The sequence below is a fragment of the Moritella sp. 28 genome, from assembly GCF_018219435.1.
Classification (GTDB): Bacteria; Pseudomonadota; Gammaproteobacteria; order Enterobacterales; family Moritellaceae; genus Moritella.
Genome location: NZ_CP056121.1, coordinates 1141547 through 1166999, shown reverse-complemented (window position 1 = coordinate 1166999; position 25453 = coordinate 1141547). Strand labels below are relative to the sequence as shown.

At 41.2% G+C, this 25453-nt stretch carries 29 protein-coding genes; all 29 read right to left on the bottom strand.

The window, feature by feature from the left end:
* Positions 1–7: 7 nt before the first annotated feature.
* Complete coding sequence (gene ccmE / locus HWV02_RS05380; RefSeq protein WP_211678835.1) at positions 8–487, bottom strand: cytochrome c maturation protein CcmE; 480 nt, start codon at positions 485–487, stop codon at positions 8–10.
* Positions 484–690, bottom strand: coding sequence for a heme exporter protein CcmD (gene ccmD, locus HWV02_RS05375; RefSeq protein ID WP_211674432.1), 207 nt, complete (start codon positions 688–690; stop codon positions 484–486). The genes ccmE and ccmD overlap by 4 nt, the downstream gene beginning before the upstream one ends.
* 1 nt (position 691) lies before the next feature.
* Entirely contained in the window at positions 692–1432 is a 741-nt protein-coding gene (locus HWV02_RS05370) for a heme ABC transporter permease (protein ID WP_211678834.1), read from the bottom strand.
* Between the two features lie 85 nt (positions 1433–1517).
* Positions 1518–2186 carry a heme exporter protein CcmB gene (gene ccmB / locus HWV02_RS05365; protein WP_211689872.1) on the bottom strand — a complete coding sequence of 223 codons (669 nt, stop codon included), beginning with the start codon at positions 2184–2186 and terminating at the stop codon, positions 1518–1520.
* Between the two features lies 1 nt (position 2187).
* The gene (gene ccmA, locus HWV02_RS05360) at positions 2188–2820 is read right to left on the bottom strand and encodes a cytochrome c biogenesis heme-transporting ATPase CcmA (protein ID WP_211678832.1); all 633 of its coding nucleotides are present in this window, start codon (positions 2818–2820) and stop codon (positions 2188–2190) included.
* A gap of 103 nt (positions 2821–2923) precedes the next feature.
* A complete protein-coding gene (locus tag HWV02_RS05355; protein ID WP_211678831.1) occupies positions 2924–3337 on the bottom strand; it encodes a DUF2802 domain-containing protein in 414 nt (137 codons plus the stop codon).
* A gap of 85 nt (positions 3338–3422) precedes the next feature.
* Positions 3423–3911 carry a chemotaxis protein CheW gene (locus HWV02_RS05350; RefSeq protein ID WP_211678830.1) on the bottom strand — a complete coding sequence of 163 codons (489 nt, stop codon included), beginning with the start codon at positions 3909–3911 and terminating at the stop codon, positions 3423–3425.
* Positions 3912–3927: 16 nt separating this feature from the next.
* The gene (locus HWV02_RS05345) at positions 3928–4923 is read right to left on the bottom strand and encodes a chemotaxis protein CheW (protein WP_211689871.1); all 996 of its coding nucleotides are present in this window, start codon (positions 4921–4923) and stop codon (positions 3928–3930) included.
* Complete coding sequence (locus HWV02_RS05340; protein WP_211678828.1) at positions 4916–5704, bottom strand: ParA family protein; 789 nt, start codon at positions 5702–5704, stop codon at positions 4916–4918. Before HWV02_RS05340 ends, HWV02_RS05345 begins: the two co-directional genes overlap by 8 nt.
* 26 nt (positions 5705–5730) lie before the next feature.
* Complete coding sequence (locus tag HWV02_RS05335) at positions 5731–6954, bottom strand: chemotaxis response regulator protein-glutamate methylesterase (protein ID WP_211689870.1); 1224 nt, start codon at positions 6952–6954, stop codon at positions 5731–5733.
* A 70-nt stretch (positions 6955–7024) separates the two neighbouring features.
* Positions 7025–9187 (bottom strand): chemotaxis protein CheA, encoded by a 2163-nt coding sequence (locus HWV02_RS05330; protein WP_211678826.1) that lies wholly within the window; start codon positions 9185–9187, stop codon positions 7025–7027.
* A gap of 11 nt (positions 9188–9198) precedes the next feature.
* Positions 9199–9951 carry a protein phosphatase CheZ gene (locus HWV02_RS05325; protein WP_211674422.1) on the bottom strand — a complete coding sequence of 251 codons (753 nt, stop codon included), beginning with the start codon at positions 9949–9951 and terminating at the stop codon, positions 9199–9201.
* Between the two features lie 12 nt (positions 9952–9963).
* Positions 9964–10347, bottom strand: a complete 384-nt coding sequence (gene cheY, locus HWV02_RS05320; RefSeq protein ID WP_017220961.1) for a chemotaxis response regulator CheY — start codon at positions 10345–10347, stop codon at positions 9964–9966.
* Positions 10348–10446: 99 nt separating this feature from the next.
* The gene (locus HWV02_RS05315; RefSeq protein ID WP_211678825.1) at positions 10447–11172 is read right to left on the bottom strand and encodes an RNA polymerase sigma factor FliA; all 726 of its coding nucleotides are present in this window, start codon (positions 11170–11172) and stop codon (positions 10447–10449) included.
* A 1-nt stretch (position 11173) separates the two neighbouring features.
* Positions 11174–12049 carry a MinD/ParA family protein gene (locus HWV02_RS05310; RefSeq protein WP_211678824.1) on the bottom strand — a complete coding sequence of 292 codons (876 nt, stop codon included), beginning with the start codon at positions 12047–12049 and terminating at the stop codon, positions 11174–11176.
* A gap of 2 nt (positions 12050–12051) precedes the next feature.
* The gene (gene flhF / locus HWV02_RS05305) at positions 12052–13548 is read right to left on the bottom strand and encodes a flagellar biosynthesis protein FlhF (protein ID WP_211678823.1); all 1497 of its coding nucleotides are present in this window, start codon (positions 13546–13548) and stop codon (positions 12052–12054) included.
* Positions 13549–13594: 46 nt separating this feature from the next.
* Positions 13595–15694 (bottom strand): flagellar biosynthesis protein FlhA, encoded by a 2100-nt coding sequence (flhA, locus tag HWV02_RS05300; RefSeq protein ID WP_211689869.1) that lies wholly within the window; start codon positions 15692–15694, stop codon positions 13595–13597.
* Between the two features lie 89 nt (positions 15695–15783).
* Positions 15784–16914: a flagellar biosynthesis protein FlhB gene (gene flhB, locus HWV02_RS05295; protein ID WP_211678821.1), complete on the bottom strand. Its 1131-nt coding sequence runs from the start codon at positions 16912–16914 to the stop codon at positions 15784–15786.
* Positions 16915–16949: 35 nt separating this feature from the next.
* Entirely contained in the window at positions 16950–17735 is a 786-nt protein-coding gene (fliR, locus tag HWV02_RS05290) for a flagellar biosynthetic protein FliR (RefSeq protein ID WP_211678820.1), read from the bottom strand.
* Positions 17736–17738: 3 nt separating this feature from the next.
* The gene (gene fliQ, locus HWV02_RS05285) at positions 17739–18008 is read right to left on the bottom strand and encodes a flagellar biosynthesis protein FliQ (protein WP_075471620.1); all 270 of its coding nucleotides are present in this window, start codon (positions 18006–18008) and stop codon (positions 17739–17741) included.
* A gap of 78 nt (positions 18009–18086) precedes the next feature.
* Entirely contained in the window at positions 18087–18833 is a 747-nt protein-coding gene (gene fliP, locus HWV02_RS05280; protein WP_211674415.1) for a flagellar type III secretion system pore protein FliP, read from the bottom strand.
* A complete protein-coding gene (fliO, locus tag HWV02_RS05275; protein WP_211678819.1) occupies positions 18823–19146 on the bottom strand; it encodes a flagellar biosynthetic protein FliO in 324 nt (107 codons plus the stop codon). The genes fliP and fliO overlap by 11 nt, the downstream gene beginning before the upstream one ends.
* Position 19147: 1 nt before the next feature.
* Positions 19148–19531, bottom strand: a complete 384-nt coding sequence (gene fliN / locus HWV02_RS05270) for a flagellar motor switch protein FliN (RefSeq protein ID WP_211674413.1) — start codon at positions 19529–19531, stop codon at positions 19148–19150.
* 9 nt (positions 19532–19540) lie between these two features.
* The gene (gene fliM, locus HWV02_RS05265; RefSeq protein WP_211689868.1) at positions 19541–20587 is read right to left on the bottom strand and encodes a flagellar motor switch protein FliM; all 1047 of its coding nucleotides are present in this window, start codon (positions 20585–20587) and stop codon (positions 19541–19543) included.
* 7 nt (positions 20588–20594) lie between these two features.
* A complete protein-coding gene (gene fliL / locus HWV02_RS05260; protein WP_211689867.1) occupies positions 20595–21104 on the bottom strand; it encodes a flagellar basal body-associated protein FliL in 510 nt (169 codons plus the stop codon).
* Between the two features lie 54 nt (positions 21105–21158).
* The gene (locus tag HWV02_RS05255; RefSeq protein WP_211689866.1) at positions 21159–22775 is read right to left on the bottom strand and encodes a flagellar hook-length control protein FliK; all 1617 of its coding nucleotides are present in this window, start codon (positions 22773–22775) and stop codon (positions 21159–21161) included.
* 70 nt (positions 22776–22845) lie between these two features.
* Positions 22846–23292, bottom strand: a complete 447-nt coding sequence (gene fliJ, locus HWV02_RS05250) for a flagellar export protein FliJ (protein ID WP_211678815.1) — start codon at positions 23290–23292, stop codon at positions 22846–22848.
* Positions 23293–23310: 18 nt separating this feature from the next.
* The gene (gene fliI, locus HWV02_RS05245; protein ID WP_211678814.1) at positions 23311–24648 is read right to left on the bottom strand and encodes a flagellar protein export ATPase FliI; all 1338 of its coding nucleotides are present in this window, start codon (positions 24646–24648) and stop codon (positions 23311–23313) included.
* The gene (locus HWV02_RS05240; protein ID WP_211678813.1) at positions 24648–25448 is read right to left on the bottom strand and encodes a flagellar assembly protein FliH; all 801 of its coding nucleotides are present in this window, start codon (positions 25446–25448) and stop codon (positions 24648–24650) included. Before HWV02_RS05240 ends, fliI begins: the two co-directional genes overlap by 1 nt.
* Positions 25449–25453: the final 5 nt, after the last annotated feature.

The window sequence follows — 25453 nt, the reverse complement described above, 5'->3', positions numbered from 1 at the left end:
AACTACCTTATTTAGTTTCGTTACCGTATTCAGGTTTCATATGCTTAATGCCTTTAATTGCTTCAGCAACTTCGGGTGGCATATATTCTTCGTCATGTTTAGCAAGTACTTCAGACGCGGTAATCACATTCGCGGACTTTAGTACACCTTGTGCAACAATCCCTTGCCCTTCACGGAATAAATCGGGCAAAATACCTTCGTATTCCAGTGTAACCAAGCCACCTCTGTCATCACTTAAGACAAAGCTAACTTTAAGATCTTCCATATTACGTTTAACAGTGCCAGGCATTACTAAGCCACCAATACGTAAACGCTGACCGATTTCAGGCTTGACCTTATCTTCACCTAAGCCTTCAACAAGTTGAGTCGGCGTGTAAAATAAATCAATGTTCTGTTTTAATGCGTATAGAACAAGGCCTGTCATACTACCTAAACCAATGATAATCACCAGAGCAATAGATAAGCGTTTTTTACGTCTTGGATTCATAGAGTATTCTCCATTTTTTCAGCAGCGCGCATTCGCTGAATACGTTGATGCTTATTTTTAATTTCGTTAATAATTTGGCGACGTTTGACAATAGTACTTACCGTTAATGCGCCTAAGGTCAATACGCTAAAAGCGACCGCTAGCCAGACATAAAAGCCATAACCACCCATCGCTAAAAAAGCAGAAAAGCTATCAAATTGCATGTTACTTGTCCTCGATAAATAATTTTTTCACCCAAGGTCTGTGCGACTCACGGGTAATTAACTCATTTCTAAAGCGCATCAAGGTCAAGGTTCCAAACAGTAAACCAAAGCCTAATAAGTTAATAAGTAATGGCCACAACATATCAGTATCCATCGACGGTTTATCGAATTTACTAATAGTGGCTTTTTGATGTAGGGTGTTCCACCATTCAACAGAGTAATGAATGATAGGTAAGTTAATCACACCAACTAAGGCAAGGATACCCGCAGCACGACCAGCTAATAATTTGTCGCTAAATGCACCATAAATTGCAATAACGCCAAGGTATAAGAATAATAGAATAAGTTCAGATGTTAAACGCGCATCCCATACCCACCAAGCACCCCACATAGGTTTCCCCCATACAGCGCCAGTGAATAATGCTATAGCTGTAAATACCGCACCAATCGGTGCTATCGCAGCAACAGCCATATCTGCCATTTTTAATTGCCATACCAAGCCAATAAAAGCAGCAATGGCCATACTTAAGTATGCACCCATTGATAATGACGCAGCTGGTACATGCAGATAAATAATACGGAAACTATCGCCTTGTTGATAATCAGCGGGCGCGAATGCAAAACCCCAAATCATTCCAATTGTCAGTGATATAGCACTAAATAGTGCAAACCAAGGCAACATTTTACCAGCTAAGTTATAACTTTTTTCTGGTTTCGCATAAGGATGGAGCCATTTCCACATATTAAACTCTCTACATTAATGACGGCCCAATTATATGAACCTATACAGTGATTGAAACTAACTTTACTTATCTTTAACTAACAATTTAACTCAAACTAACCCGTAATGACGCCGCTATTGCAAACGGTGATAAAGTAACTGATGCAACAAGCATCGCCCCTAAAATCGCCACAGGTCCAGAATAAGATACGCCAAAACTCGCCGCATCAATGGCACTGGTTGCAAAAATCAATACCGGAATAAATAACGGTAAAATAAGCAAACTCAGTAATACCCCACCTTTACGTAAACCGACCGTCAACGCCACGCCAATCGCACCAACAAAACTCAGCACTGGCGTACCGAGCAACAAGGTAATAAAAGTAGCCATGAAGGTATTCGCATCTAATGACAAAAACACTGCCAACAAAGGCGATACAAATAATATAGGTAAGCCAGTCAGTAACCAATGTGCAACCACTTTTGCCGTCACAATGACACCTAACGGGGTCTCCGTTAGCATCAACTGCTCTAATGAACCATCGAGGAAGTCATCTCGAAATAAACGTTCCATCGACAATAGCGCCGATAATAATGCCGCGACCCAGATAACGCCAGGGGCAATACGCAATAATAAGTTTGGCTCAGGGCCTATTCCTAGCGGAAAAAGGGTGATCACAATAATAAAGAACCAGAGTGGATTTAAAATATCTGATTTACGACGAAAAGCCGTGATCAATTCACGCTTTATCACCTGTATAAAAACAGCAAACATATTAATACTCAGTTAAGTGGTGACGGGTTAAGGTGATCTTACGTAAACGTCCCGCAGAAAATTGTAAATCTTGGTGTGTTGTCAGAATAACGCAGCCACCTTTATCGGCATGAGCTAAAAATAAACGCTCTAATACTTTCACGCCATTTTTATCAATAGCAGTAAAAGGTTCATCAAGGATCCACAACTTTTTATCCGACAGCCATAGGCGCGCTAAAGCAATACGACGTTGCTGTCCTGCTGAAAGGTGACACGCTAATTGATCTTCATAACCAGCAAGGCCGACTTGTGCAAGCGCTTCCCAAATTTTATCTTTGGCGACAGTTTTATGCATGGCATGGTAAAAGAATAGATTTTCGAATGCGGTCAGTTCAGCTTTTACTCCGGGTAAATGACCAAGGTAGAGTAAGTCTTGATGATAGCTCTCACGATCTTCTAAGGTATTGCTTTTCTGCCAAAGAATATGGCCATCTGCTGGCGATGAAAGTCCGGCTAATAAACGCAGTAAACTGGTTTTACCTACGCCATTCGGGCCTTCTATTTGAATTATTTCACCACTAGAAGCGGTGAAACTAAGATCAGAAAACAACACATTATCTTCACGTATACAGCTTAACTTAACAACTTCCAACATACTTTTTTATTCTTTCAGCATCAATCTGAGCGAATATTAACATATTCCTGCTTTAAGCATAATTAAGCTATATCAATAACCGGTCAAATATAATCAATTAAAGCTACTTTTTATGGAAACTTAATAATAATTCGGCTTCTGCGCGTGGTAGTTCGCACTCACGCATGATTTCTTCAAGAGTCGCGCCAAGTTCAACAAGCTTCACTGCGCGCGTATAAAAACGGCTAGCAGGATCTTGCTGTTCGTGTGTAGTCATCTCTTCTTTCATTTCATCTTGCTGGTATTTAGTTTGCTGTAATTCCGAAGCCATGCCTTGAATTGCACCACCAAGATTAATATTTGAAGTACTTAACTCAATGATACGCTTTTGAAGAGAGTCTCTTGATTTAGATAAATCTTTAAGCAATAAATTATGCGTTGCCTGTAATTTGGTTAACTTACGAAGCAATAAAACGTAGCCAATAACCGCAGCAACAGCTGCTGTAAGCGCAACGCCTGACAAAATCAAAGCAAGCATATTGAGTCCTTCAATAAAATAGCAATTAAAAAAGCACTGTAACAATCATTACAGTGCTTTTCTAGATAGGAATAAGGAATTAAGCTTACATACCGCTTAATTCCTCCCATTCCTCATCACTTAAAAATTTATTCAAATCAACAAGGATGAGTAACTCACCGTCACGGTTCGATACACCTTGGATGAATTTAGCGCTTTCATCAGTACCTACATTAGGTGCCATATCGATTTCTGAAGAACGTAGATATACGACTTCAGCAACACCGTCAACGAGTATACCAATCACTTGTTTTTCAGCTTCGATGATGACAATACGTGAGTTTTCACTCACTTCTGATGGCATCAAACCAAAACGTACACGTGTATCAATCACAGTGACAACATTACCACGTAAATTAATAATACCAATCACATAGTTTGGTGCACCAGGCACTGGAGCAATTTCTGTATAGCGTAATACTTCTTGTACTTGCATTACGTTAATACCGTAGACTTCATTCTCTAACTTGAATGTAACCCATTGTAATACTTCATCTTCAGCTACATTTTCCACTAGGTTTCGAGACTGACTCATGTTTTATTTCCTTCTACTATTGCCCATGAATATTGATGCCATTATCCAGCAATTTAATCATTTCGGTTACGTGTAATAATACGCACATGCGGGATTTAACCATGCCAGCTAACCAAGGTCGACTACCAGGTGTACTTCGCCATTTAATATCATTACTGTTTAAAGTTTCAGTACCATGCAGGCTTTCGCAGCCTAGTACCCAATTCGACTGACTTAATTGGATCTGATATTTATAATCTATCTCGCCCATATTTTGCTCTGGCATAACCCATTGTGCAGTATCGACAACACTCAATTTCTGCTCTCGGTGCTGCATAAGACCTAAATACCAACCCGGTTTACCAAATAAGCTGTTTATTGTTTCGGTTTGATGAATACCACCAAGCTCGGTCAATGGCACCGCAAAAATAACACCTGCGACTTCAAAGAACAGCGCTTGAAAGTGCTCTTCTAACTCAATATTCTTCCATTGTTCAACAGGTTCAGATTCCTGTACTCGCTCAACGTCCGATCCTGACACACTTTCCGCATGATTATCTAGGATAGTATTACTTTCTGCAGGCTCAATGATTAGCGCTGTTTCACTAACGATAATATCTGTAGGTGTGATAGTTATCATAGTATCAGTGCTTTCAGTTTCAACATCAACATCAACAGCAACATCAGGAACAGTCTGTATTGCTGTCGCATCGACATTATCTAATACCGATAAATCAATATCCGCCAAGTCAATATCAATGACAGAGCCTAACAACTGATCTAAATCGCTTAATGACCCCGAACCATCTGGTTCAGGTATTTTAAAGTCACTTTTTATCGTTGGTTCGATTTCAGAAAATAAGGGTGCAAACACTTTCTGCGGATCTTTTGTTAACTCTTTTTTTAATGTGGGTTTGAGCACTACCGTTTGTTCTACAGCAGCCTTAGCATCCTGTGTTTTTTCAACAACAGGCTCAGATAGCATGGATGTAAAATAATCATCCAACGCAGAATGCTTTGCGTGCTTATCCATACATTCGGTCCTGTTCTGCCTCAATCAGTAAATCTTGTAGTAATGCGGCATAAGCTGCGACACCTCGGCTACTTCGAGTATACATAGATGGCGGCATATGTTTTAAGCTAGCATTTCTAAATTGTGTATCTACAGGGATCACAGCTCGCCAAACATTGCTGCTATAATTGTTCTGCAAGGTTTGTAACGATATCAACGATGCTTTAGTTCGCCGATCAAACATGGTGGGAATGACCGTATACTGAAATTTATTAGCACAACTACGCTGCATAATTTCAAAGGTTTTCACCATGCGATCTAAGCCCTTTAATGCTAAGAATTCGGTCTGTACTGGCACTAAAATACGATCACAACTGGCGAGTGCATTCACCATCATCACACCCAATACAGGCGGACAATCAATAAGTACAAAATCATAATCATCGGTAACTAAAGTAATAATATTCTTAAGAATAAGTCCCATACCATCACGATGCCCTAATGTTCTATCTAACGTGGCCAGTGACATTGTGGCAGGTAATAAATTAATGCCGCTATAAGGCGTTTCTATTATCGCATTATGAACCAGCTCTGCATCCAATTTGGCTGCGACAAAAAGGTCAAACAATCCGACAGTTAAATCATCACTATCATAATTTAGATAACTGGTTAATGATGCATGCGGATCCGTATCGATCAATAATACTCGCTGCCCCTGTTCTGCCAGTAAGCCTGCTAAAGAGATTGCAGTTGTCGTTTTACCAACACCACCTTTTTGATTAGCAACAGTCCAAACTTTCAACTTTACCCTACCTTGTCTGCATGTCGTTATCGACAGCCAACTTCAATATTAATACGCTCTGCAATTTGTTGCAGATTCACCTGTTCATCAGCTAAACCAGCGTTCACAATTGCTTGTGGCATACCATAAACAACACAAGACTGTGCATCTTGCGCCCATATCGTACTGCCTTTTTGTTTTAGTAATTTAGCACCATCACGTCCATCTGCGCCCATACCCGTGAGTACAATCGCTAATACTTTATCGTGATATGACTGAGCCGCAGAACCAAATGAAATATCAACACTCGGTTTATAATTAATCCCCGCAGGACTTTCCATTACTTTTAAAGTAAAACCACCCGCTTTGCTTTCAATCAGCACCTGCTTACCACCAGGCGCTAAATAGGCAACCCCAGGCTGTAAACGATCACCATGCTCAGCTTCTTTTACTTTAATTTGGCATAAGGTATTCAGTCGTGCAGCAAATGCAGCAGTAAAGGTAGCAGGCATATGTTGAATTAACAAAATAGGCAGAGGAAAATCACTGCGCAAAGGCGTTAATACATTTTGTAATGCCACAGGACCGCCGGTCGAAGCACCGATAGCCATTAAACTGTATTTTTTACCTGATGCACGTTTTTTTACACGGCTTGCAGTAACTGGTGTTCGAGCTTCAACTGCCGCGTTATCGACATGAGCAACATGCCTCACATTCACCGAATTCACCGAATTCACCGAATGTAATCGACTTGCATCAGCACTTTTACGCGGTAACGTTGCTGTATTAATACGATTATCAGCTGCGACTGTCGCGCTGCGAACTGCTGCCGGTGCTGTCGCTGGTGAAATACGCGGTGTTCTCAATAAACTTCTACGTTTACTAATTTCTTTAATGTTTTGTTGTAGTAATCGAACCGCTTCCGCTTTGTCTTTGGCTATATCTTCAAATTTTTTCGGTAAGAAGTTAGCCGCTCCCGCTTCTAATGCTGCAATCGTTGACTTAGCACCTTGATGTGTCAATGACGAAAACATTAAAATGGGTGTAGGTGTATCTTTCATGATCGCTTTAACAGCGGAAATACCATCAAGAACCGGCATTTCAATATCCATGGTGATCACGTCAGGACGTAAAGACTTCGCTTTAGTAATAGCCTCTTCACCATTTTTAGCAGTATCAATCACTTCCATTTCAGGATCTGCATTAATGATTTCACTTACTCTACGTCTGAAAAAACTGGAATCATCAACGACTAAAACTTTTATTTTCATCTAATCTATCTACTTCAATGTGTTTACTTCAATGTAAAAGCACACAGGGGTTTCCCCCTGCATCAACAAATTAGCGTTTTGCGTAATGATTTAAGAGACTTGGAATATCTAAAATCAGCGCAATACCACCATCACTGGTGATTGTGGCTCCCGCCATACCCGGCGTGCCTTGCAATAAGTTATCTAACGCTTTAATAACAACTTCTTCTTGCCCAATAAGGCTATCGACAACAAAGCCAACTTGCTTAATACCGAGCTGAACAATAACCACATGCCCTAATCCACGATTATTACGCGTAGTGGCTTGTGGGTCCATTTTAGTTAACCAATCCTGCAGATAAAATAATGGGATCGCTTTTTCTCTGACAATAATGGTCAATTGGTTATCGACTACATGGGTTTTATTTAAATCCAAGTGGAAGATTTCATTCACACTCGTCAATGGTAAAGCAAAGATTTGCTTACCCACCTCGACCATCAAGGTTGGTAAAATCGCCAGTGTTAACGGCACTTTAATTTCAATCGTTGTGCCAGTACCCAATTTTGAGTCGATCGAGATTGTACCATTAAGTTTACTGATACCCGTCTTAACCACATCCATACCAACACCACGACCAGAAATGTCTGATATCTGATCTTTGGTTGAGAAACCTGGAGCAAAAATAAGGTTGTATGCTTCGTTATCTGAGATCCTTGCTGCGGCATCAGCATCAAGTACACCACGGTTCACCGCAATATCTTTTAATCGTTCAGGGTCCATACCCGCACCATCATCTACAATTTTGAGACGAATATGATCGCCCTCTTGCGATGCTGATAAGGTAATCTTCCCTTGTCGCGGCTTGCCATTTTTTTCACGTACATCTGGCATTTCAACGCCATGATCCACCGAGTTTCTCACTAAGTGAACCAGTGGATCAGCAAGTGCTTCCACTAAGTTTTTATCTAAATCGGTTTCTTCACCAATCATTTCAAGATTAATGTCTTTTGATAAACTACGCGCTAAATCACGTACGACACGCGGGAAACGACCAAACACTTTTTTGATTGGCTGCATACGTGTTTTCATTACCGCACCTTGCAAGTCGGCAGTAACAACATCAAGATTAGACACAGCTTTCGTCATATCTTCATCATTACTTGAAATACCTAAACTCACCAAACGATTACGGACAAGGACTAACTCACCGACCATATTCATTATTTCATCGAGAGTCCGAGTATCTACACGCACTGTTGAATCAACTTGTGGCTTCGCTTTTTTCTCTGCTTTTACAGCCACGGTTTCAGTCGATATTGTTGCAGCTGGAGCCACTTTTTCTACTGGTGTAGCAACCGCAGTTGCAGTTTGTGCAACAGGCGTGGGCTTGATATCTGCCACAGAATCAGCAACATTAACTACATTCTTGATTGCTGCAGCTGCACTCGGTGCATTACCCTTACCGTATAATTCATCCAGTAAGTTTTCAAAATCATCGTCATTGAGTTCACCGCTACTAGCAGCCGGCGTAGCAACAACAGGCGCTGACGTTGCTTTTATATTCGTCGCGCTAGCATGCTGACCAACACCATGCAGATCATCAAGTAGTTTTTCAAATTCATCATCTGTAAAATCTGAATTGGAACTGGTCGCGACAGTTGCAGTCGTAGGCTTCGAATCAGCAGTATTTATTGCTGTAGGAGCTGTACCTTTACCGTGTAGTTCATCAAGCAATTGTTCAAATTCAAGTTCTGACATACCATCGATATCAGAACTATTTGCTGATACGGCAGGTACTGCGACCTTCGGAGCTTCAACCTTCGGGGCTTCAACAACAGTTTCTATCACTGCTGCTGGAGTCGCTTCAGGTTGGGTAAGCAAATGAAGTTGATGAATTAATTCCGCATCTGCAGCAATTAATGGTTCACGCTCTTGAATCGCTACAAACATCACATTGACACAATCCAAAGATTTAAGAATGACATCCATGAGCTCTGGTGTTACTGTTCTTAAGCCATTACGCAGGCTATCGAACACATTTTCTGCACCATGGCAAATATCAACCAATTCTGATAATGCTAAAAATCCTGCGCCACCTTTAACGGTATGAAAGCCCCTAAAAATTGCATTAAGTAACTCAGCGTCTTCTGGGCTTTTTTCTAAATCAACGAGTTGTTCAGAGAGTAGCTCCAGAATTTCAGATGCTTCAATCAGGAAGTCCTGTAGAATATCTTCATCAACATCAAAGCTCATCAATATCTCCCTTAAAATCCTAAACTTGATAATAAATCATCAACATCATTTTGGCCGTCTAGTACATCAACGCGTTCACTCGCATTCATGATTGGACCTTCCGCCTCAATGCCACTTATTTCACTTTTAACTGATTCTGTCATTACATTTAGTGGTTTTGAAGCCTCACCAAACATAGTCAACATTTCAACTAATTTAACTTCAACTTCTTGTACTAAATTAATCACGCGACGGATCATTTGACCAGTCAAATCTTGAAAATCTTGCGCCATGAGAATTTCAGTTAAATACTGTCTTAAACTATCGGCATCAGATACTGAAACTTGAAGAAAATCGTCTAATAATTTACAAAGTTCTTTAAATTGACCCAATTGTAAATCACGACTCATCAAGTTCTTCCAATTTGGCATCACTTGTTGAATGCGGTCGTTAAAACTATCAGCAATTGGTAAGCAGGATTCAACTGCATCCATCGTTCTGTTTGCCGCTTTATCCGTCATCTCAATAACATAATTCAAACGCTCTCGAGCATCAGGAAACTCATCGTTAGCTAAGCTTTCAATACGTGTATCTAACTGGAAATCTTCTAATGAATCATGTAATTGACGTGTTAACACACCCACTTTTTCAAATAGTGCATCTGAATTTGTATTCTGAATTTTAGTAATTATTTCATTTGCCATTTCTACCTGACCACACTCTAGCAGTGTCACCAGTTCTTTAGCGTCTTCTAATGAAATCAACGATTCTTGTTGTTCACTCATGCGCATCCTTGCTTATTGAATTCGTTCGAAGATCTTCTCTAATTTTTCTTTTAGTGTCGCCGCTGTAAATGGTTTAATAATGTAACCATTCACACCTGATTGAGCAGCTTCAATAATCTGTTCACGCTTCGCTTCAGCCGTAACCATTAGTACTGGGATATGACATAGCGCTTGGTCTTTACGGATCTCTTTAAGTAGATCAATACCTTGCATACCAGGCATATTCCAATCAGTGACAACAAAATCATAATCGCCATTTTTTAGCATAGGTAATGCCGTGTTGCCGTCGTCCGCCTCATAGGTATTGCTAAAACCAAGATCACGAAGTAAGTTTTTAATGATGCGTCTCATCGTAGAAAAATCATCGACAATAAGAATTTTAATTTGCTTTTTCAAGTTGTTCTCCAAAATAAGTAATTACAATATTCACAGTCCCTGATCCCATAAATATCTTACTTCAATATTCAAGTACTAGATAAATAGTACCAATTAAACTTAGTCATCTAACCAAGCATGCATGCGCGCTTTCACTCGATGCATCGCTTGGCTGTGTATTTGACTCACACGAGACTCGCTGACACTGAGTACTTCCCCGATCTCTCTTAGATTTAACTCTTCATCGTAATAAAGCGATAAGACTAAGCTTTCTCTTTCGGGTAGTGTTTTAATGCAGTTTGCTAATGCTTGCTGAAAACGTAGCTCAGAAAAATCAGCACAAGGAGTGCTTGATTTTCCTTCGTAAATTGAATAGGCATCTTCATTACTCGCGGTCAAATCTTCGACCGCCAATATATGCCCACTATTAACATCCATCAACATACTATGGTAGTCAGTCAGGTTTACGCCTAATTCTTCAGCAACATCCGTATCTTTTGCATCCGTACCCGTTTGTTTTTCGATACGGTCAATGGCAGCAGCAATATCACGGCCATTTTTATGCACCGATCTTGGGACCCAATCCCCACGTCTCATTTCATCAATCATTGAGCCGCGGATACGAATACCAGCATAAGTTTCAAAGCTAGCGCCTTTAGAGCCATCAAAGTTGCGCGCAGCATCCAGTAATCCAATCATACCCGACTGGATTAAATCATCTAACTGAACACTCGGCGGCAAACGGAGAAGCAAGTGATGGGCAATTCGTTTTACTAAAAAACCGAATTGCTCAACAGCATGACTCTGTTGCGACTGGATGTTGCTGTAAGCGGATGCCTTATTCACTTCAATCTTCTACCCTAGCTTTGTTTTCAAACAGGTTCTCAATGAAGAACTCCAAATGACCGCCGACTTTATTCGGTACTGGCCAAGTTGCAGCTCGACTTGCTAACGCTCTAAACGCCAATGAAGCGGGCGCTTTTGGAAATGCTTCTACAACCACTTTCTGTTTACGAACGGCTTGACGAACACTGTTATCAAACGGAATACAAGCAACAAGCTCTAATGTTGCATCTAAAAATCGGTCCGTTACACGTGTCAATTTAGTAAATAATTCTTGGCCTTCACGTAAACTACGCACCATATTGGCCACAATTTTAAAACGATGAACACCGTGTTCTTTTGATAATAACTTAATTAACGCATAAGCATCCGTGATAGATGTCGGTTCATCGCAAACCACCATTAAAATGTCTTGTGACGCGCGACAAAAACTTAATACCATGTCCGAAATACCGGCGGCGGTATCAACCAGTAATACATCAATAGGTGTTTTCAATTCAGCAAAAGCACGAATTAGACCCGCGTGCTCTTGTACTGATAATTCAACCATCGAACGCGTACCAGATGTTGCCGGTGCGATTAAGATCCCATTCGGACCTTCAATCAAAATATCATCTAATGTACATTCACCCGAAATAACGTGAGAAATATTTTTATGTACGCGTAAACCGAGTAAAACATCGACATTTGCCAACCCAAGATCGGCATCTAAAACCATGACTCGCTTACCTTGGGCCGCGAGTGATACTGCCATGTTCAGTGTTACGTTAGTTTTACCTACGCCACCTTTACCACCTGAAACGGCAATGACTTTAACTTTTTTGTTATTACTCATTTGTCTTAGACCACTTGCTTGATCGAAAAAAATATTTTTATTCATTACTATTTATCATCGCCTAACCAAAAATGCGTATCGTTTTGTTCTTCTAGCGTATCTCTGTTAAATACAGTACGAACTAATTGCTGTGCATTGGCTGAGTCTATATCTTCAGGAACCCTTTGCCCATTTGTTATATATGCAATCGGTAGTTCATGTTGTATTAGTACACTTAAAATCTCACCTAAGCTTAAACTTTCATCCACTTTACTTAAAATACAGCCCGCTAACGGAATATGATGAAAATGCTCTAATGTTTCTTGTACAACCCTACGCTGCGCAGTTGCAGGGACAACCAAATAGTTACGAATCACGACTTTTTCATTATTAACTAATGTATCTAACTGTTCGGATAAACGCTTGTCACGCTGTCCCATCCCGGCAGTATCAATCAAGACTAAACGTTTACTTCTTAACTGATACAAGTATTGTGCCAACTCTGCTTCATCACGGGCAACCTTAACAACACACCCCATAATACGCCCGTAAGTCGCCAATTGTTCGTGAGCACCAATACGATATGTATCAGTAGTAATCAACGCAACATTCTCTGAGCCATGCAACATGGCAAATTTTGCCGCTAATTTGGCGATAGTTGTCGTTTTTCCCACGCCGGTTGGGCCAACTAATGCAACAGCACCACCTTTACCCAAAATATCATCTTGCGCAATGAGCACACTGTCCGTCAGTAACGCTTCGATCTGATCCCAAGCCGACTCAATCGAACAGTTTTCAGCCACACAGTTAGCGAGTTGGTCTGCAACCTCTTCGGTAAAACCAATCTTAACAAGATGTTTGATCAACATAGCACGAATAGGTTCATTACGTTCAACTTCCTGCCACTGTAATCCTGAGACTTGGTGCTCAAGCAACTTTCGAATTGAGGCAAGCTCAGCCTTCATCGCACTCATGTCTTGTTGGTTGTCACTTTTCGGTGTAGTCGACTCAAACTGCTTATAACCAGCTTGTTGAGAAGAGCGCGCCATACCATCACGCATTTCATTTTGTTCTGCGAGTGTCGCCGGAGCAGTATTTGGGCGTTCAGCAAAGCGACGAGCGACCGGTTTCTTTAAAAAACTGGTATCCCAATTATTTTTTTCACGCGTATTATCATCGTTATTGATTGCTTGTGACATTTGCTGTTTATGTTCTTGCTGACGTGCCAATAAGCTCGCTAATGAGTCATTTGGCGCGACGGGTCGCTCTGGTTCTGCTTGCTGTGACAGTTCATTATTCATTAATTTTTTGAAGTTGAATTTAGATGCCGATAAATTGACGGAGTCTTCAGAAAGTTGACGTTCTGATTTATTTGCTACAGTTTTTGGTTCGCTTACTTTTTCAGGTGCGACAGGCTTACTTTCAGAGAAATCCACAGCAGCAACTATTTCAATGCCACCGGTGACCTTTTTGTTAGACATAATAACAGCGTCGGGGCCAAGAACCTCTTTGACCTCAGCCAATGCCGCTCGCATATCTTTGGCAAAAAAGCGCTTTATTTTCAACTTAACATCCTTAGTTCTGTTCGCTACTTAAATTTTTATTTACGTGTTATTGACCAACAACACTGACAATTCGAATCTGTTTATCATCAGGTACTTCTTGATATGATAATACGCGTAATGAGGGTATTGAGTATTTCACAAATTTCGCTAATGTTGACCTTAATACCCCAGAGGTAAGTAAGATCGCCGGTTGTCCCGCTAATTCTTGATTTTGTGCCACCTCTGTTAATGAGGTTTGCATCCGTTCAGCTAAACCAGGTTCAATACCCGCACCTTCACTACCAGCAGCCTGTAAAGACTGGTGTAATATTTGCTCTAATTCAGGGGCCAGTGTCACGACAGGTAATTCACTGTCGATACCATTTATATCCTGAACAATCATGCGGCGTAAGCTTACACGGCAAGCAGAAATCAACACTTCTGGATCTTGCGTTTTAGTACCATATTCAGCCATTGTTTCAACAATGGTGCGAATATCTCGAATTGGCACGTTATCATGTAATAGCCCTTTCAACACCTTCACAACAACCCCTAACGGTAAAATTTCAGGGACTAAACTTTCGACCAATTTAGGATGTGTTTTCGCTAATACATCTAATAAATTCTGCACTTCTTCATAACCGAGTAATTGCGCAGCATTGTTCAGTAGTAACTGACTCAAGTGTGTCGCAACAACTGTAGCTGAGTCAACAGCTGTATAACCCAAGGTTTGCGCTTGATCACGCTGTTGAGGATTGATCCATAAAGCAGGCAGGCCAAAAGCGGGGTCTATGGTTGAAATACCATCAATCTTGCCATATACCTGACCCGGATTAATGGCTAACTCTTTATCATGGAAAATTTCAATTTCGCCATTTGAAACTCCCATAATATTAATACTATAACAATTTGGTGGTAATTCGAGGTTGTCACGAATATGCACTGCGGGCACCAAAAAACCTAATTCTTGAGAAAGCTTCTTACGAACACCTTTAATACGGTTTAATAACTCACCACCTTGGCTCTTATCAACCATGGGAATAAGTCGGTAGCCAACTTCCAGACCGATCGTATCTACGGGTTTAACATCCTCCCAATCAAGATCTTTCTGATCATTCAAACTCGCTTTAATATCTGCATCTTCTGGCATATTGGTTTTCTCTTCTTCACGCTTGGCTGCTGACTTCATTAGCCACCAAGCCCAAGTGCCAGTAAGCACACCAAAACCGATGAAAGCAAGATGTGGCATACCCGGTACTAGCCCCATTACCGTCATAATGGCAGCAACAACAGCCAATGCCTTTGGATTGGCCACCATTTGGCCCGTGACTTGAGTGCCGAGTTTTTCGTCTTTATTTTGACGGGTAACAATAATAGCTGCAGAAATCGATAAGAGTAGTGACGGTATCTGCGCAACCAGACCATCACCAATAGTCAATAATGTGTAAATTTCACCAGCTTCCGCAAAACTTAAATCATGTTGTGAAATACCAATGATGAGGCCACCGATAATATTAATGAATAAAATCAATAAACCAGCAACCGCATCACCTTTAACAAATTTACTAGCACCGTCCATCGAACCATAAAAATCAGCTTCTTGAGTGACTTCTTCTCGGCGCAATTTAGCTTTATCTTGGTCAATAATACCTGCGTTCAAATCGGCATCAATCGCCATCTGTTTACCCGGCATAGCATCGAGCGTAAAACGCGCACTTACTTCCGAAATACGTCCCGCACCTTTGGTCACCACGGCAAAGTTAATAATCATTAAAATCATAAACACGATGAGACCTACCGCCAAATTCCCGCCTATTACAACAGAACCAAAGGCATCGATAACTTGTCCCGCAGCATCACCGCCATTATGCCCTTCTAACAACACCACTCGTGTTGAGGCCACATTCAAGGCTAAGCGTAGTAATGTTGCAATTAACAAAACAGTCGGAAATGCAGCAAAATCAAGTGGTTTATTGACGTATACCGAAACAAGCAGAATTAATAACGATAAAGCGATATTAAAAGAAAAGAATACATCTAATAGGAATGCAGGTATCGGTAACACAACCATGCCGAGTGTAGCTAACACAATTATCGGGGTGCCGATATTTTCTAGCGCAATCGCTCTTTTACCCCATATTTTTGACAGATTTGTTGCTACTTGCATTCCGAGACCTCAAAATTTAATGCTTGATAGTATAAAGCAATAATCATACCGAAGGCAAAATCATTCAGTGCTGAAGTCCACAAATGACACTAATATTTTAGGTCATCAGGAATATCTATGGTTTTTGGTAACGGTTTAGGCCGATTACCTTTACGTTGTTTAAATTGTTCGAGCTGATAAACATAGGCAAGTATCTGTGCTACCGCGATAAATAACCCTTCAGGTATTGGATCATCAATCTCAGTAGTATGATAAATAGCACGTGTTAAAGCCGCTGATTCTAAGATTGGTACTTTGTTTTCTTTCGCCATTTCACGAATACGGAATGCCACTTGATCAACACCTTTAGCCACAACTTTAGGTGCCGCGTTACCGGTTTTTTCATATTTTAATGCCACAGAATAATGTGTTGGATTGGTAATAATCACATCAGCGTCAGGAACATCACCCATCATACGACGTTGCGATACCTCCATCTGCATTTGTCGGATCTTGCCTTTTAACTGTGGATTACCATTCACATCTTTCATTTCATCTTTAACTTCTTGCTTGGTCATCCGTAATTCTTTGGCATGTTTCCAGTATTGGTAAGGCACATCAATCGCGACAATAATAATCAAAGACGCACACAACCAAATAAAAATATCAGTCAAAAGACTCAGCGATTGGATAATCGAAATATGCAATGGCTGGAGACTAAACTCCATAATCTGTAAAAATTGCACTTTTAGCACCAACAAGGCAATCGTCACGACAACCGTAACCTTGGCAATTGATTTAATCAATTCAACCATGGCTTGCGGCCCCATCATTCTTTTAAGACCCGCTTTAGGTGACATTTTTGACGCTTTCGGACGAATAGATTCTCCACTAAAAACCATGCCCCCCATCATAATATTACCAATAATACCGGCAAAAAACCCGGCAATCATAATACCGAACAGAGGCCAAAATAACGGTTTAACACTCGCGCTAACAATTTCGAGCAAGGCATAAGGATTGAATACATCTTCACGGTCAAGTTGAAATAAACGCGTCATGTTAGTCTCAAGCGCACGGGCGAGTGCATCACCAAAAGCAAGGAAAGCGGCACCACTTGCCGTTAGAACTAAGGTCGTCGCGAGTTCTTTCGAACGTACTACCTGACCTTTCTCTCTGGCTTGGGTGAGCTTTTTCTCGGTGGCGTCTTCGGTTTGTTCTTGTCCGTCTTTTTCAGCCATGAGGAAATACCTTTATCCTAATGTGGTGAGCGGCGTTAATACGCACAAGCATTATTGAGCAGCGAACAAATCAATTCACCCGCTCTCTGCCATTGGGCATTAAAATGAAACATAAAACTTTTTAATGATAAGTAAATAATAAATAAGCCTGCGACCATACCAACCGCGAAACCTAAGCTAAATACGTTTAGTTGCGGTGCAGCTTTGGTCATCACACCAAATGAAAAGTTAATCACGAGCATAGCAACAACCGCAGACAATGACATACTCAATGCAGCAGCAATCATTACCGACATCCAGCCCGCTATTTCATAGTACTGAACTGCCATTAGACCAGACGCGGACACGGGAAGTGTCTCAAAAGATTTAACGACTGTTTCGATCATAAACAAATGACCATTCACAGATAGATAAACCAGAGTGCCTAATAAAATATAGATTTGACCAATAACAGGTGAAGTTTGACCTGATGCAGGATCGGCCATCGCAGCGAAACCTAAACTGGTTTGCATCGCAATAATTTGCCCCGCAATAACAAATGTCTGAATCAGCATGACGGTGACAAAGCCAATCGCAATACCAATCAAACTCTGTTGCAGGATAATCATAAAACTGCCCAAAGAGAACAGTTCGACATTAGGCATAGGTGGTAATACAGGCGCGACCATCACGGTAAGCGCAAGACAGTAAAATAACCGGATCATGGGTGGCGTTGTTTTCGCACCACTGACTATCATGACCATAACCATGCCTGAGAGGCGTGCAAACGGCCAAATATAACTGGCCATAAACGTCATAATATCAGCCGATAGAATCTCCACTAATTAACCTACAACTTGTGGGACTTGGAGCATCATGTTGGTAAAAAATTCCATCAAACGAGCAAAGCCCCAATGCGCACCATAAATGAGTGCCAACAGGGTCGCGATTAAACGTGGTAAGAAACTTAATGTTTGTTCATTAATTGAGGTCGCGGCCTGAAAGACTGATACTACTAAACCGACTAATAACCCAGGAACAACAACCGCACATACCAGCAGTAATACTGTCCATAATGCTTGCCGAAATATATCTACAAAGACTTCAGGTGCCATGATGCTCCCTATTGCTTACTAACAGGCTGATAAGCCGATTGATGAACTTGTATAAGGTCTTGTATATAAAGAGCCTCGTCATAAACCAAAACTAGCCGCAAGCGTGCCCATAATTAAGCTCCAACCATCGACTAACACGAACAGCATAAGCTTAAAAGGTAATGAAATAATCATCGGAGATAACATCATCATACCCATCGCCATCAAAATACTCGCCACTACCAAGTCAATAATCAAAAATGGAATGAACACCATAAATCCAATTTGAAAGGCTGTTTTTAATTCGCTGGTAACAAATGCGGGGATCAATACGCGGAAAGGGACTTCTTCTGGAGAATTAGCTTCAACTTTCGCTATCCGCATGAAGGTATCAATATCGGTCACCCGGGTTTGTGCCAACATGAATTGTTGCATTGGTAGCTTAGCCTGTTCAAAAGCTTGCATCGAGGTCAGTTCTTCGCTCAAATAAGGCTGTAGCGCATTGTCATTAATACGCTCAAATACTGGCGTCATAATGAAAAAGGACAGGAATAAAGTGATACCGACTAATACCTGATTAGAGGGGCTTTGTTGTAACCCTAATGCTTGGCGTAAAATAGACAGTACAATGATGATGCGGGTAAAAGAGGTCATCATGATAAGCGCAGCTGGTATAAAACTCAGCGCCGTCATCATGGCTAAAATTTGTAATGACACCGAATATTCCTGTGAGCCATCACTGTTTGTGATCACTTTCACCGCCGACATCACGGAGTTATCAGCCCATGCTACAGACGTGAAGAAGAGCAGGAACAACGACAGTAATACCGTAAACTTATTTTTCATTATGCTGTTTCATCATCTGGGCTAATTTAGTAGCAAATGGGTTGAGTTCTGGTTGGCTATTTTCCAGTGGTTGTTCAAGTTCTTTAAGCAGATTGATTTGTTGCCCTGTCACGCCGAGTAGTACTTGTTCTGTACCCACTTGTACGACCATGATACGTTCTTTAGGCCCTAATGGTAATGTTGCGACAACGTTTAGCTGTTGATGATTACTGCCAAATACACGCGCCTTTTTAGCCAAGAAAGCGAGCATTACGATAACCGCAATAACCACAAACAATGATAATAGCCATTGCAGCATATCGATATCGTTCATATTATTTAAGCTTTTTAATTCGTTCGGTTTGACTGATAACGTCAGTTAAACGAATACCAAATTTATCATTGACGACAACGACTTCACCGTGGGCAATCAATGTACCGTTAACCATGACATCGAGCGGTTCACCCGCAATGCGATCGAGTTCAACAACAGAGCCTTGGTTTAACTGTAATAAATTACGAATACTAATTTTACTACGACCAACTTCCATTGAAATCACAACCGGAATATCAAGAATACTATCTAGCTTTTGTTGTTGTTCCGCCGAGAATGGAACCTCATCATTGTTAAAGTCTTCTAATTCAGCGGCCTCAACAGTACTTTGTTCAGCCATCGCTGCAGCCCAATCATTCGCCATCTGATCTTGATCTGTACTCATTTAAATACCTTATTTATCGTCATTTTTATCACCTAAATTCAATAACCCACCACGTAATGCAACGTGGTCAATCTCTGATTTAGTTAAATTACTTACTTTTAACTTTTTACTAATCTTAACCGCAACGTTATCTCTATTTCGGCCAAGTTTGGCTTTATAACTCGGTAAATCCTCAATAAAAACGGTAAGGTCCTCTGGCATATCAACCGGGATGACATCCCCCGCTTTCAATTCCATTATCTGCCTTAATGAAAGCTCAGTTTCAAGCAATCTTGTACTTAACTCTACCGGAACATCTAAAATTTCTTCTTGTAATGCCGAGCTCCAACGTTCATCAGTATCCTCTTTATCACTTTGCACACCTGCATCGAGCAACTCACGAATCGGTTCGAGCATAGAATACGGCATGGTAATATGGAAATCACCGCCACCGCCATCAAGCTCGATATGGAATGAACTCACCACCACCACTTCGGTTGGGCTTACAATATTTGCCATTGCCGGGTTGACTTCAGAATCAAGATATTCAAATTCCGCATCCATGACCGGTGCCCATGCCTCGTGATAATCTTCAAAAACAATCTTTAATAGCATTTGAATAATACGGCGTTCGGTTGGGGTAAATTCACGACCTTCAATTTTGGCATGATAACGACCATCACCACCAAAAAAGTTTTCAACCAAAATAAACACTAACCGTGCTTCCATGGTGACTAACGCCGTTCCTTTTAATGGACGAAAACGGACCATGTTTAAACTGGTTGGTACGAATAATGTGTGAACATACTCACCGAACTTCAGCATCTGTACGCCATTAATGGACACTTCGGCAGTACGACGCATCATATTAAATAGGCTGATCCGCATGTGCCGTGCGAAACGTTCATTAACCAACTCCAACGTAGGCATTCGTCCACGCACAATACGGTCTTGCGATGAAAAGTCAAAATCGACAATATTGCCACTCTCTTCTACGGTGTCAAATTCATCTTCTTCAACATCATCAACACCGTGTAATAGCGCGTCAATCTCGTCTTGGCTTAATAAATCACTCACACATAACCTACTGCATTACAAAACCAGAAAACAGGATCTTTTCAACAACCCCTTTCCCAGTATATTTAATCAAAATTTCATTCACACTCGCCAATGAATCTGAACGCAATAATTCTTTGCCTTCATATGTAGCGAGCTGCTGCTCTGTTGTTGCGCTAAAAACTTGCAACAAGGTACTTTCAATTAAAGGAACATTGGTTTTAGCTAATTCTTGATTGTCACTACCGCGTACCATTAATTGAACTTTAATCTGCACTAAGCGTTCGCGCTTTAATCCTATAATATTAAAAACAAAAGGACGTGGCATGGCAACATAATATGCCGTTTCAGTTACACTTCTATCAACACTTTCAGTCATAGATTCTACGTTATCGGAGGGGGCTCTATCATCACCACTTAAAAAGAAAAACGCCGCGCCAGCCCCTACAAGCATTAATATTAAAATCACCGCAATAATAATGATTTTTTTATTACCTTTACTTTTATCGTCTATTTTCAAATCGTTGTCGTCAGCCATTATCGTCCTTAAATCGAATTTTATATTACGCTAAATAAATGCTAATCAAACTGTTTAGGCGTAAAAGTCTACCCCTTTAGCCGAGTCTTGCCAATACTGAGTAGTAACAGGGACTTCAGTCTGTGAATCTATCGTATAATTCGCTTCGTTATTGCTATTTTTTTGTCCATGTTCTTGTCTTGACTGTTGAAATGCAGATTGCTGCTGCCCACTGTCTGCTTGCACTTGCGTCTCACCTAATGTCATGCCCTGTTGCTGTAACATTTCTCGTAATCGCGGCATTTGTTGTTCAAGTAAATCACGGCTTTGGTTATTCTGCGCTTGAATTGTCACATTTATTTGATCGTTTTGCACAACCAATTTAACATTCATACTGCCTAATTCTGCTGGGTCTAAGCGGATTGTCGCTGTTTGTAATTCTTTACCTGCCATAATAGCGATTTTTTCATTTAATTCCGAAGTCGCGAGATTGTTATTAAGATTAACCCGTTTCTCTAATACTTGTTGTTCAGCGTCCGTTAATATCGGCGTCTTTACCAAGGTACGTGTGGTTTGGTCTAACGGCTCTTGCTTACGTGCTGATTCCATAATTTGCGCAAAATCTAATTGCTCAATAGGTTCAGATGATGTCATATCCAGCTGTTCTAGTGCTGAACTATTACTCTCTGTTACTGCACTGCTGATCCCTGCGGCTATGCCACTAGCTTGACCAAAAGGTGTATTTTTCGCCAACTCTATTTCGCTAACACCCGTGGCTAAGTTTGCTTTTCCAGCGCCACCTAAGAGTTCACGGTCAAGTGTCCCATCACCATTAACTAAATCACCCGTAGCGAATAAATTGCCTTTCGTAAATCGAGGGTTATTGTCAGTAAGGCCTGCGACTGTCGACGTACCGACTAACGTTGACGCTGTGATAGTATCTGTTGAGATTATTGAATCTGTTGAACCTGTTGAACCTATTGAATCTGTTGAATCTGTTGAATCTGTTGGCTCTATAGATAGCTCGCTCGTTTGCAATACTGGTTTCAGTTCATTATTACTAACATCGAGCGTACCTGCCACGCGACTATCGGGCGTGGATAAGTCAGTTATACTCACGGGACCTGGTGAGGCAATATTCGCCTCCTTTGCCTGTAAAGGCAATATATTACCGTTAGGTTTACCTTGAACATATGTCCCAGCGTCACTCGCAGTATTACTTTGTAACAGCATAGATGATTGATCAAGACGCGCCAAAAAGTCATCACTACTTTCATTTTTCAGCAAGCTGTCATCTTGGCTTATTACATTTAAGTCATCGCCAACGATTGCTTCAGCTTCATCAGCGTTATCTATCAGCCCAGCGACAAGGCCATCATCAAGACTCGCAACAGTACCTGGTTCAGCATTCGGTACAGAACTATCTACCGCACTATCTACCGCACTATCTACCGCACTACCTGCCGTTATATTCTCAGCGCTATCAATGGCTGTTTGTCCAACGATAACATCGGTTTGATTATTGCTACTAAAGAGAGAAAATAGTTTAGAAAAGCTACTTTCAGGCGTATTCAACTCTCCATCACTCGCCATATCGTCAGCTGTATCGCCTTTGACATTAAGCGCTTGCGATTTATTATTCGTCGCCTGTATATCAGTCATCGCTGTTGATTTATGTAGAGAGAAAGTCATCGTTCAAGCCTAAATATCATCAATAGAAGTTATAGCGAAACAATGCAAAATTCACGCCAGATTAATCGTATTATCGGTTATTCTTACGCTTGAAGTATTGGAAGTTAGAAAATTCATCAAGATCTTTTTGCTCGCGTCGCTGTTCGACAAGCTGTGCAGCGGCTTTGCGTTTATCTAATAATAAACCCAGCGCATCACGCTTCTTACGAATTTCCATCCAATCCGAGTGCTTGCTCTTAACTGTCTGTTGGATATTATCGAGTGCTTGTTTCTGCTCAAATTCAGCTAATTCTAGTTTTTTCATAAAGTTATGATAATGCGCATAACTACTACCTGAGATACCTTCTTCCCCACGTTCAGTGAATTGCTGTAAATATTGTTTACGGTAATCACTTAATTGCTGCATTTGACTATGGTAACGCTCAGCATCTTGTTGGATCAGCGCATAAGCTCTCGCGGCGTGTTTTTCTTGCTCTTCAAGTTGCTGATAGACCCGTTGTAGCGCTGTATTAGACATTATATTGACACTGTTTCATTATAAGGTTGCCACGCCGAGATGCGGCGCGATAGCAGCAAGCATTTCTTCACATTGTGAGAAAGGAATAACTTCTTTCATACCTTGCTGTAAAAATTGGTCCATTGCTGGTTTTAAGCGAATAGCGCGATCAATTTTTGCATCCGCACCTTGGTTATAAGCGCCAATCGAAACCAAGTCTTTGTTCTGTTGATATAGCGAGTAAGCTTGCTTGAATCCGCGAGCGGCAGCTTGATGAAAATCAGTCGTCACCATCGGCATAACACGGCTAATAGATTTTTCAATATCAATCGCAGGATAGTGCCCCGCATCTGTTAACTCTCGAGACAATACGATATGCCCATCAAGAATGGCGCGTGACGCATCTGCAATAGGGTCTTGTAAATCATCACCTTCTGTTAATACGGTAAAAAATGCGGTAATCGAACCTTGCTCGTCACTACCGTTACCGGCACGCTCTACCAGCTGTGGCAATTTTGCAAATACTGACGGTGGATAACCTTTCGTTGCCGGTGGCTCACCGACCGCTAAAGCAATTTCACGCTGTGCTTGCGCAAAACGAGTCAATGAATCCATTAACAGTAATACGTTCAACCCTTGATCACGGAAGTATTCCGCTAACGCCAATGAAGTTTCACAACCTTTTAGACGCATCAACGGCGAGGCATCTGCTGGAGCAGCAACGACAACAGAGCGTGCAAGCCCTTCTTCACCGAGGATCTCTTCAATAAATTCTTTTACTTCTCGGCCACGCTCACCGATCAAGCCAACGATTACAACATCCGCAGTTGAACCGCGAGTCATCATACCTAACAGCACACTCTTACCCACACCGGAACCAGCGAAAAGCCCCATACGCTGACCTTGACCAACGGTAAGCATCGCATTGATGGCTTTAACACCCACATCAAGTGGTCGTGAGATTTTTTTACGCGCCAGCGGATTAATACGCTTGGCAGTAAAAGACGTAGTTTGTCCGGTAATGATCTCGCCTTTACCGTCAATCGGCTTACCAACACCATCTAATACACGCCCAAGTAGTTCCATACCAACTGGAATACCTTGCGTCTCATTTAGTGGTGTCACTTTTGCGCCAGGAATAATACCTATCACTTGCTCACTGGGCATTAAAAATAATTTATCGCCATCAAAGCCGACAACCTCAGCATCCATCAGGCCATTGTCAGTTTCAACAGAGCACAAACTGCCAATCGCAGCCCGGCAACCAATCGCTTCCAGTGTTAAACCAACCACGCGAGTAAGCTTACCTGCAACGGTTGGCTTATTCGCCAGAGAGTCAGTTTTCAATTGTTGTAATCGAGTCAGTAATTCCGTCATTATGCACCCGGTTTATTGGTAATAAGGAACTGACGCATCATCTGTTTTATACGTTGTTCCATTAACAATTCAACCGAAGATACGTCGTTATTAATAACCAAGTCACCTTGTTTCATCATCGGTTCTGAAATTAATACCCAATCACGCTTTACGCACTCTTCAACAGAATAGTATTCATTGATCACCGCTAAATCATCAGGATGTAATGTTATGGTAATTTTTTGTTCAAGCACAGGTAAAGCATCCAACGCGAGCTTTAATGTCTGCAGTAATATATCGTGATTAAACGTAACTTCGGTCTTAATTAATTCTTCTGCTAAACCTGTTGCTACGCGAATTAATTCGTTTTCAACTTCACTATTTACCGCGGCAAGAGGTGTATGCATTTGCGTTTGCAATTGTTCCCAAGCCAAAGCCTTATCAACAATTTGTTGCTGGCCATCAGCTAAGCCTTGCGCTAGACCTTGCGCCAAACCGTCGGTTTCACCTTTGCTAAGACCGTCAGCTGTACCGCTCGTGAGTCCATCTTGATAACCCAATTCTTTACCTTCATTGTAACCGTCGTCATATGCAGCTTGGCGTATTGCATCAAGTTCTTCTGCCGTCATAGGCTGAGGTTCAACGTCTTCAACCTGTTCACCTGTAACAAGCTTACCTTCATACCAATCAGATTTCATACCAAGCGCATTGGTATTTAATGCGGCAGCTTGAGTCTGTTCAAAATCCGGTAAATACCAATCCTCAATTTGATGGTCACTACTATCAAGTGGTGAAAACGTTGATTTTAAAGACTCTGTCATTCCAC